The organism is uncultured Parasphingopyxis sp., from assembly GCF_937129435.1.
In the GTDB taxonomy this organism is placed as follows: domain Bacteria; phylum Pseudomonadota; class Alphaproteobacteria; order Sphingomonadales; family Sphingomonadaceae; genus Parasphingopyxis.
Genome location: NZ_CAKZNF010000013.1, coordinates 37,710 through 45,852 on the forward strand (window position 1 = coordinate 37,710; position 8,143 = coordinate 45,852).

11 protein-coding genes are annotated in these 8,143 nt (G+C 65.4%); 2 read left to right on the plus strand and 9 right to left on the minus strand.

The window, feature by feature from the left end:
* Positions 1 to 2 precede the first annotated feature (2 nt).
* From Q0139_RS02845 to ftsE, 3 genes are read right to left on the minus strand one after another with little or no spacing between them, the layout of a single operon-like run.
* Positions 3 to 536, minus strand: coding sequence for a YdcF family protein (locus tag Q0139_RS02845; protein ID WP_298017011.1), 534 nt, complete (start codon positions 534 to 536; stop codon positions 3 to 5).
* On the minus strand, positions 533 to 1,429 hold the full coding sequence (locus Q0139_RS02850; protein ID WP_298017014.1) for a cell division protein: 897 nt from the start codon (positions 1,427 to 1,429) through the stop codon (positions 533 to 535). Before Q0139_RS02850 ends, Q0139_RS02845 begins: the two co-directional genes overlap by 4 nt.
* The gene (ftsE, locus tag Q0139_RS02855; RefSeq protein WP_298017016.1) at positions 1,426 to 2,148 is read right to left on the minus strand and encodes a cell division ATP-binding protein FtsE; all 723 of its coding nucleotides are present in this window, start codon (positions 2,146 to 2,148) and stop codon (positions 1,426 to 1,428) included. Before ftsE ends, Q0139_RS02850 begins: the two co-directional genes overlap by 4 nt.
* A 164-nt stretch (positions 2,149 to 2,312) precedes the next feature.
* Between ftsE and Q0139_RS02860 the strand changes: the two genes are divergently transcribed.
* The gene (locus Q0139_RS02860) at positions 2,313 to 3,044 is read left to right on the plus strand and encodes an MJ0042-type zinc finger domain-containing protein (RefSeq protein ID WP_298017018.1); all 732 of its coding nucleotides are present in this window, start codon (positions 2,313 to 2,315) and stop codon (positions 3,042 to 3,044) included.
* A 31-nt stretch (positions 3,045 to 3,075) separates the two neighbouring features.
* Positions 3,076 to 4,158, plus strand: a complete 1,083-nt coding sequence (locus Q0139_RS02865) for an ATP-dependent 6-phosphofructokinase (protein WP_298017021.1) — start codon at positions 3,076 to 3,078, stop codon at positions 4,156 to 4,158.
* A 41-nt stretch (positions 4,159 to 4,199) separates the two neighbouring features.
* Here Q0139_RS02865 and Q0139_RS02870 read toward each other — a convergent pair whose 3' ends face one another.
* From Q0139_RS02870 to Q0139_RS02895, 6 genes are all read right to left on the minus strand, one after another.
* Complete coding sequence (locus tag Q0139_RS02870) at positions 4,200 to 4,424, minus strand: hypothetical protein (protein WP_298017023.1); 225 nt, start codon at positions 4,422 to 4,424, stop codon at positions 4,200 to 4,202.
* Positions 4,425 to 4,528: 104 nt separating this feature from the next.
* Entirely contained in the window at positions 4,529 to 4,825 is a 297-nt protein-coding gene (locus Q0139_RS02875; RefSeq protein WP_298017025.1) for a hypothetical protein, read from the minus strand.
* Positions 4,822 to 5,694 carry a mechanosensitive ion channel family protein gene (locus Q0139_RS02880; RefSeq protein ID WP_298017026.1) on the minus strand — a complete coding sequence of 291 codons (873 nt, stop codon included), beginning with the start codon at positions 5,692 to 5,694 and terminating at the stop codon, positions 4,822 to 4,824. The genes Q0139_RS02875 and Q0139_RS02880 overlap by 4 nt, the downstream gene beginning before the upstream one ends.
* 78 nt (positions 5,695 to 5,772) lie before the next feature.
* A complete protein-coding gene (locus Q0139_RS02885; protein WP_298017029.1) occupies positions 5,773 to 6,960 on the minus strand; it encodes a heparan-alpha-glucosaminide N-acetyltransferase domain-containing protein in 1,188 nt (395 codons plus the stop codon).
* Complete coding sequence (locus Q0139_RS02890) at positions 6,957 to 7,361, minus strand: hypothetical protein (protein ID WP_298017031.1); 405 nt, start codon at positions 7,359 to 7,361, stop codon at positions 6,957 to 6,959. The genes Q0139_RS02885 and Q0139_RS02890 overlap by 4 nt, the downstream gene beginning before the upstream one ends.
* 219 nt (positions 7,362 to 7,580) lie before the next feature.
* Positions 7,581 to 8,143: glutathione S-transferase family protein (locus tag Q0139_RS02895; RefSeq protein ID WP_367180716.1), on the minus strand; the 563-nt coding region annotated here is incomplete at its 5' end.

Sequence of the window (8,143 nt, forward strand, 5' to 3'; positions counted from 1 at the left end):
GATCAGACGCCGATCAGCACGCCGCCGCGCCGCAGCAGATATTTGTTATATTCGAGGAAGAGCTGCATGAAGCTGGGATCGCTCTCGATGGCATCGGGGTAGATCGAGACATCCTCGTCGATCTCGCGCGACAGCTCGAAGCGGGCGCGCGGCATGTGCCAGTCGGTCGTGATCAGCCGGACCGTCTTGAAATCGTTCCGGCGCAGCCATTCCCCCGCCTGTTCGCCATTGCTGCGGGTGTCGACCGAATCCTGGTCGAGATCGATGCAGCAATCGAACAGCGCGACATCGGCGCCATTCTCCTCCGCCAGTTCGACCGGTCGGACGGTGCGGTTGACGCCCGACACCAGCATCCGTTCGGCCCGGCTTTTTTCCATCAGCTCGATGCCGCGTTCGATACGGTCCTTGCCGCCGGTCAATACGATGATCGCATCAGTTTCCCGCTCGTCGTCCCCCACGCCCGGCAGCCAGAGCACGAAGGCCGCGAAGCCGAAGACCCAGGCCAGCACCAGCAGCGAGGCGATCCGCCGGATCACAGCATCTTCCTCAGCGCGCCGACCATCGTGTAGCGCGCGACGAGCGTCGCCAGACCCGCGCCGGCAAGCGGCAGTAGCGCAAGAAGGATCCATGCGGCCCAGGGAAAGGATATCCCGCCGAGCAGGTCCGATCCCACCGCCGAAATCCGCTGGCCCAGCAGCAGGATCACGATGGCGGCGGCGAGGAACCCGACGATCCCGCCGAACAGCGCGTCGAGCGCGATCCGTCGTTGGAACAGCCGGGCGATTTGCGCGTCGGTTGCGCCCATCAGGTGCAGCACCTCGATCGTCGCGCCATGGGTGTTGAGCGCCGAACGGACGGCCAAGATTACCGCCGCCGCCAGCGCACTCGCCGTCAGGATCACGACGGCGAAAGCCAGCCATGTCAGCGTTCCGATCAGCCCTGTGAGCGGCGCGAGGAATTGCGCATGGTCGTCGATCCGCGCCGATGGCGCCACATCGCCGACCACGGCCTCGATGGCATCGAGATCGGCATGCGCCGCGTCGGTCAGGTCGGCATCGATCAGGGCGGGAACGGGAATGCCCTCCTGCGATCCGTTGGCGCCGATATAGGGTTCGAGCAGCGCGTCGATCTCCTCATCGGGTACACGGCGGACATTCGAAACACCGGGAAGGTCGCGCAGCTGTTCCGCCGCGAGCCGGGCCTGCACCGCGCGTTCGTCCGGATTGGCCTCGACGATCTGCACGGTGATGCGGTTGGAGAGACCTGTCGTCAGGTTGCGCGCGGCATGGTTGAGGCCGATCCCGCCCGCCGCCGACAGCACCGTCATGAACATCATGATCGCGATCACCCAGGGCATCGGCCCCGCGAGCCTGCCTTCGGTCAACAGGCGCCGGTCGGCCTGGCTGGCGGAGAAGAAGGGCAGGTTCATGAGTCGCGGCGCCGGCGCGGCTCGCGCGGCGGATTCTTGAGCAGGCCCGTGGGGTCGGACAATCGCCCGCCATCGATCCGGATCATCGCGGCATTGGCGACGCGGCTCAGCAGGTGGACGTCATGGGTGGCCACCACGAGCGTCGTGCCGAGCTTGTTCAGCCCGTCGAACAGATGGAGCAGGCGCGCCGCCATTTCGGGGTCGACATTGCCGGTCGGCTCGTCGGCGACGAGAATTTCGGGCCGCCCTATCACGGCACGCGCGATGGCGACGCGCTGCTGCTCCCCGCCCGAAAGCGTCGCGGGTCGGGCGCTCGACCGGTCTGCGAGGCCCACCCAGGCCAGCATTTCGCTGACCGGCTCGAACAGGTCCTTCTCCTCGACCCCCGATACGCGCAACGGCAGCGCGATATTGTCGAAGGCGGACAAATGCGGGACGAGCCGGAAATCCTGGAAGACGACGCCGATGCGGCGGCGAAAGCCGGGCAGGCGGCCGCGCGGGAGCGTCACCACATCCTCGTCGAAAAGGCGGATCAGCCCGCGGCTCGGGCGCAGGGCGAGGTAGAGCAGCTTGAGCAGCGAGGTCTTGCCCGCGCCCGAGGGGCCGGTCAGGAAATAAAAGCCGCCCTCGTCCAGCGTGAAGCTGATATCGGACAGCGTTTCCGCTCCGGTGCCGTAACGCAGCCCGACATTTTCGAACTGGGCAATCGATTTCGCCATGCCGGGGCAATGGCACAGGCATTAACCCCCCGTAAAGCGCGCGTTGCACCGGGCAAATCATCGCGGATATCCCGATGCGCGCGGATGGACCTCCTTGCCAGCGCCACCCCGCTCTGCGTAGATCGCCGCGACCCATTTCAACTGACTGGCGCGTAGCTTCCCTGATGATCCTTCAATGCCCTGCCTGTGCGACCCGCTACCTGGTGCCGGACAATGCGGTCGGGCCTGAAGGGCGGCAGGTTCGCTGCGCCAATTGCAAGCATAGCTGGTTTGCCGAGGGGCAGGAATCGCCCGGTCATATCGACGTCGTCGCCCCGCCAAAGGCAAAGCCGCCCGAGCCCGAACAGCCCGAACTCCCGGTGCAGCCGCGCGAGGATCGGGAAGAACGCGTCGCGCGCCCCCCTCCGCCGATCCGCGCGGACGACGATCGCGATCCCTTTGCGCACGAACCGCCCTTCAAGCCACGCCGCAATCCGGCACGGATGTGGACGGCGATTGCTGTCGCCATATTCCTCGTGCTCGGCAGCGCGATCGGGGCGCTGCTCTATTTCGGCCCGGACAATGTCGCCGCGCAATTCGGGTTCGGCGAGGCGGACGTCAATTCGTCGCTCGACGTCCAGCTTGTGCGCAGCCCCGAACGCCGGATCCTCTCCAACGGCCACCAGCTGCTCTCGATCACCGGGCGGATCGTCAACATGACCGACGAGGAACAGCCGATCCCGCCGATCCATGCCGAGTTGCGCAATGCGCAAGGGACTGTCGTCTACGACTGGACTATACCGGCGCCGCAGCGCGTGCTGCCGCCGCGCGAAATGGTCGAGTTCAACTCGGCCGAGGTCGATATTCCCCGCAATGCGGAGGAACTGAACCTGCAATTCGCGCCATCCGGCGGCTAGGGGAGGAGAACCGGCCATCCATATCGGAATTTTGACCGGGGGCGGCGATGTGCCGGGGCTCAATCCCTGTATCCGCGCGATCACGCTCGCGGCACTCGATCAGGGATGGACGGTCACCGGTTTCCGCCGCGGCTGGCACGGCCTTTTGCGGATCGATCCCGACGACCCCGAAACCATCGACGCCCAGACCTGGAATCTCGATCGCGAGCGTGTGCGCGGGATCGATCGCAGCGGCGGCACGATCCTCCACACCTCGCGCACCGATCCGCGCACCCAGCCCGAGGGCGACCGGACCGATCATGTCCTGAAGGTTCTCGACGCACTCGGCATCGATGCGATGGTGACGCTGGGCGGCGACGGGACGCTGCGCTTCTCCGCGCATCTGGCGGGGCTGGGATTCCCCGTCATCTCCGTGCCCAAGACGATGGACAACGACGTCAACGGCACCGATTATTGCATCGGCTTCTCGACCGCCGTCAGCCGCTCGGCCGAGGCGATCAACGCGCTCCGGACGACGACGGGCAGCCATGAGCGGATCGCCGTGGTCGAACTGTTCGGCCGCCGTTCGGGCGAAACGGCGCTGCTAGCGGGCTTTCTCGCGCAGGTCGACCGCACCGTGATCGCCGAGGTGCCGGCCGATCCCGATGTCCTGCTACCGCTGCTCGCCGAGGATCGCCGGTCCAACCCGGCGAACTATGCCGTCTGCGTGATTTCCGAAGGCGCGAAGATCGAAGGGCAGGGGCGCAGCGACGAGATCGGCAAATCGGCGACGCACCGGATCGATCCGGGGATCGGGCAACAGCTCGCCGGGATCATCGAGGAGGAGACCGGTATCGGCACGGTAGTGCAGGAACTTGCCTATCTGATGCGATCGGGCGAACCCGATGCGCTCGACCGGATGGTCGGCTTCGCATTCGGCGGCATGGCGGTGCAACTGCTGCGCGATGGCGAAAAGGGACGGATGGTGGCGCTCAAGGACGGCAATTACTGCCATGTCCCGAACGATTGCGTCGTCGCCGGGCAGAAGATCGTCGATGTCGAGCGGCTCTACGACCGCGAAGCCTACCGTGCGCGCATCCAGCGCGTCGAAGGCATGCCGATGTTTTTATATTAGGTTTGCGGCGCTCGACCGATCGGTCGAGTCTGACAAAAACTCTACTCGAACTCGATCAGCCGCAGTTCGCGCGGCGCTTCGCCGTCGTTGGAGGCGGGCGTCCGGTAGCGCCCATAAACCCAGCGCCCCGCCGTTTCCGTAGTCTCCGCATCGAACCGGACGAAATCCACGCGCGCGGCCGGCAGGATCGTGGCCGTAGCCTGCGCCTGGGCGGTTGCGCCCGGTGCAGGGGCGGCGGCGAGCATGAGGGCGATCAGCGTCGGCATGCCTCGACCGCTATCGGCGCGGTAACGCCCCGTTAAGGTCAACAGCTGGTTAAGCCCTCCGGAAAGAGGGTAAATGCCCGGCGAGGCTGCTCAGGCTCGGCCGCTCAGCTTCCGGAAGGACTTTCGTCTGCCGCGCCCGCCTCGCCGGTCGCGCGCGCCACGTTCATGTCGATATCCTCTTCCGACATCGCGCCCGCCGCATCCCGCTCGTCGCGATCGCGCTTCCTGTCCCAGAGATGCTTGGCCAGGAACCCGCCGCCGACGAGCAGCGCGCCCGGCACCGAACGCGTGGCGATCCGCGCCGCGATGGCGCCCAGCGCCAGTCCCGCAATACCGCCACCGGCGCGGCGACGGGCCGTCCTGCCGAGGATCGAGCGGCCGATGCTTCCGAACAGGCTCATGCGTCATCTCCAGCCGATGCCAGCGGCACCGGTTCCTTGAAGGTGTGCGTGACATAAGGGAAGGGGATTTCGATTCCCGCATCGTCCAGCGCCCGCTTGATCGCGCGCACGACCTGATCGCGGCTCTCATGCCCCGAACGCGGAGTCGATCCCGACCACCAGCGGACGAGAAAATCGATCGAGCTCGAATTGAATTCCTTGGCGAAGATGTCGATCCCCTTGTCGGTATCGACGCGATCGCACGAACGCACGGCTTTTTCGATCACCTCGGCCGCCTGGTCGAGATCGGTATCGTAGGAGACGCCGGCGACGACCTCGTGCCGCCGCCCGCTCTCGTCGGTGAAGACTTCGACCGGGTTCTTGAACAGCATCGAATTGGGGACGATTGTCACCTCGTTCGAAAGCTTGCGGACATAGGTTTCGCGCAGGTTGATCGCCTCGACCCTGCCCGAAATGCCTTCGCATTCGATGACGTCGCCGATCTTCATCTTCTTGCGGACCATGATGAGCACGCCGGCGAGGAAATTCTCGAAGATATCCTGAAAGGCGAAGCCGATAGCGACGGCGCCGATACCGAGGCCGGCAAGGATACTCGCCGGGGTGAGGCCCGGCAGGATGATCGTAGCGGCGATGAAGATGCCGAGAATCCAGATCAGCACGGTGATCAGCGTTTCGACGAGCGTCAGCAGGCTCGGCCGCATATCGGTATGGCCGAACAGCTTTTGCGCGATTCGGCGGCCGCCCTTGGCGATCAGCCAGGTCACGAACAGAACGATGAATGCGATCGCGAATTGCGGCAGCATCCGGATCAGTTCCTCGGTCATGCCGAGCAGCTGGTCCTGCAACGTTCCTATAAAGCCGAGTTCCATGATTTCCCCTCTGATCGTCCCGTTTCCCTCTCCCAACGGGCCTCGGGCGCGCATTGTTCCGCGATGGCCGGGCGGGAATCAAGCCTCGGAGGCGGGTTTCACCGGGTTGATCTCGCTCTCCCATCGATCGGTCAGCCGCCGCATGATCGCTTCGACCGGGCCGCGGCTGTAGCGACGGCGCCAGAGCGTCGCGAACAGGATGGCGAAGAGGTAGAAGATCACGCAATAGGTCAGGATCCATTCGAGGCTCTGATAGGGCTTGTAGCCCGCCCAGCCGACCGCCCAGACGCCGAAGGTGCCGTGGAGGATATAGATAGTCAGCGCGAGCTGCCCGGTATGGACGAACGGCGTTATCCAGCGCCGGTCGCCGAAACGCAGGCCGAACCCGAAGCACAGCGAGACGATCGTCATCGCCCAACCCGTGCCGACGAGCACGAAGAGCGGCATCGGCGGATAGGAATCGGTGTCAATGATCGGGTTCGCCTCGTTGAGATCGAGCGTCGGGAAGATATCCTCGAGCAGCTTGAAATAGCCGAGATCGAGCATGACGCCCGCCAGTCCTTCGCCGATGGCGATCATCGCGATCCCGGCGATCAGCAGGTTGCGGCGAATCTTCACGTCGGCGAGGTCGAGCCGGCCTACCGCCATGCCGATGCACATGAAGGCGAACCACGGTGCGATCGGGTGATAGCCCTGGAAGAAATAGTCGATGGCGATATCGCGCCAGGTGAAGGCGTTGGTCGTGTCCCAGAAGGTGATGCCGAGGGCGTCTGGCAGCACGAAGTAGAGAAAGGGGAAAATCGCGACCATCAACAGCGCGATGGCGATCAGCCAGACGCTGCGCACCGTCAGCACCACCGCCGCCATGATCAGCCATGCGCCGTAGAAATGCAGGATGTCGTATTCCCAGACCTGGCGGAACAGGAAGCCGATGGCGAGCAGGAAGAGCGCGCGGCGGAACAGGTCGCGCCGGTCTTCGCGGATCAGGTCCTTGTCGCCGCTCGTCCGCGATTTGCGGGAGAGGAGGGCGATACCGATCCCGGCGAGGAAAACGAAGGTCGCCGCCGCACGGCCGTTGACCTGGTTCGCCAGCGTTTCGAGCCAGGGCGGCGCTTCGCCGGTTTCGTGAAAAGTGCTGCGATAATTGACGATCACCATGCCGAAGATCGCCAGCGCACGCGCGATATCGAGGCCGGTGAGGCGGTGGAGGACGCGCTCGGTGGCGGTCTCCTCATGCGGCGCGGCCGTTGCCGCGACCTCGCTCATGCGCCCGTCTCCGCTGGTGCGGGGCCGCGTCCCCGGCCGATCGGGTCGGCGGAAAAGTCGGTGTCGCGGTCGCTGTGCCGGGCGGGCCCGCGCCCTTCACCCGCCGGATCGGCCTGCCGCCCGCGATCACTGTCGGTGACGGCCCCGCCGCCGGTGCCGCAGCCGGCCGGATCGGCATTCGGGCCGCCATCGCTGTCGCTGGCGCCGGTGTGGTTGCCGGTGCGGCCCTTGCCCGCGGCATCGGCGTTCGGACCCTCATCGCAATCGGTCAGCCCGGCGCGCTCCGCTTCGCCATCCGGATCCTTGCACCCCGTGACCAGCGCGACGGCCCCGATGGCGATGCCGCCCCCGGTGACGCGCGCCAGAAAAGACCGTCTCGACAGCCGTCCCCCGCCTTGCATATTTTCGATGTCCCCCTCGAAAGGCCGATTACGCCGCATTGCCGGGGGCGGCAATAACATTTGTCAGACCTTCGGCTTCGCCTCAGGCGCCGCACCAGCCCGCACCCCCACCCGGCCTCTCAAGTGAGTATCCTGAATGGGAGGTCGGGTGGGGGTGCGGGCTGGTGCGGCGATTTTCCGAAAGGAAAATTCTGACAAAAAAACCGGGCAGGATTGTGCCTAATCCCCAGTCGCGCTCGGCCGCGCAGACACGCGCTCGTGCCAATAGCGCAGATGATCGACATCCCCGGGCATCGGCAGCCCGATCCAGTCGGCGAAATCGACCGTCGTCAGCAGCACGATGTCCGCCATCGAGAAGTCGTCCCCGGCAACGAACTGCGCCTCGCCCAGCCGCCGGTCGAACCAGTGGAAGGCGGCGTCGACGCGTTCGCGGTTGCTTTCGCCATAATCGGGAAAGCGATTGGGAAGGCTTTGCGTGAACTGGTGCGTGTGAACCCAGACCATACCGACCGGCGTCATCAGCACATTCTCGACGCGGCGGATCCACATGTCGACCAGCGCAATCTGCTCGGCGCCCGTCCCGAACAGCGGCGGTTCGGGATGCAGCGCTTCCAGATAGCGGCAGATCGAGACGCTTTCCGAAATGACCGTCCCGTCGTCCAGCTCGAGCGCCGGCACCTGGCCGAGCGGGTTCTTCGCCATGAACTCGGGCGCCTTCTGCTCGCGCTGCGGGATCGACAGGTCCTGCATCGGCAGATCGATGCCCTTTTCGGCCAGAAACA

Bases quoted from the DNA above. Each gene is read 5' to 3' on its own strand.
- Q0139_RS02885 (WP_298017029.1), bottom strand. From the start codon at position 6,960: ATGAGCGAGGTCGCGGCAACGGCCGCGCCGCATGAGGAGACCGCCACC.
- Q0139_RS02850 (WP_298017014.1), bottom strand. From the start codon at position 1,429: ATGAACCTGCCCTTCTTCTCCGCCAGCCAGGCCGACCGGCGCCTGTTG.
- Q0139_RS02890 (WP_298017031.1), bottom strand. From the start codon at position 7,361: ATGCAAGGCGGGGGACGGCTGTCGAGACGGTCTTTTCTGGCGCGCGTC.
- Q0139_RS02860 (WP_298017018.1), top strand. From the start codon at position 2,313: ATGATCCTTCAATGCCCTGCCTGTGCGACCCGCTACCTGGTGCCGGAC.
- Q0139_RS02870 (WP_298017023.1), bottom strand. From the start codon at position 4,424: ATGCCGACGCTGATCGCCCTCATGCTCGCCGCCGCCCCTGCACCGGGC.
- ftsE (WP_298017016.1), bottom strand. From the start codon at position 2,148: ATGGCGAAATCGATTGCCCAGTTCGAAAATGTCGGGCTGCGTTACGGC.
- Q0139_RS02880 (WP_298017026.1), bottom strand. From the start codon at position 5,694: ATGGAACTCGGCTTTATAGGAACGTTGCAGGACCAGCTGCTCGGCATG.
- Q0139_RS02875 (WP_298017025.1), bottom strand. From the start codon at position 4,825: ATGAGCCTGTTCGGAAGCATCGGCCGCTCGATCCTCGGCAGGACGGCC.